1 protein-coding gene is annotated in these 255 nt (G+C 58.0%); it reads left to right on the top strand.

Annotated features, from left to right (window positions below):
* Nucleotides 1–15: 15 nt before the first annotated feature.
* On the top strand, nucleotides 16–255 hold a 240-nt coding region (locus tag PV375_RS04415), incomplete at its 3' end, for a transposase (protein ID WP_442903926.1).

Raw genomic sequence — 255 nt, 5'->3', positions numbered from 1 at the left:
CGTGTGGTCCGCCTCGTGGAAGATCGCATCCTGGCGGAGAACATGTCCATGCAGGCAGCCTGCAAGATCGTGGCACCCAAACTGGGTGTCTCGTGGCACACGGCGAGGCAATGGACGCAGGCCGCTCATCGCGAAGGACGTGTTGTGGAATCAATGCCCGAGGACCTTGCTGCAGAAAACGCACGGTTACGTCGAGAAAATCAAGAGCTGCGGGACACCAATGAGTTGTTGAAAGCCGCCTCGGCTTTTTTCGCA

The organism is Gulosibacter sp. GYB002 (assembly GCF_036577665.1).
GTDB classification, from domain to species: domain Bacteria; phylum Actinomycetota; class Actinomycetes; order Actinomycetales; family Microbacteriaceae; genus Gulosibacter; species Gulosibacter hominis.
Note: the sequence above shows the minus strand (reverse complement) of the source record. Positions and strands in the feature narration are given on the sequence as shown.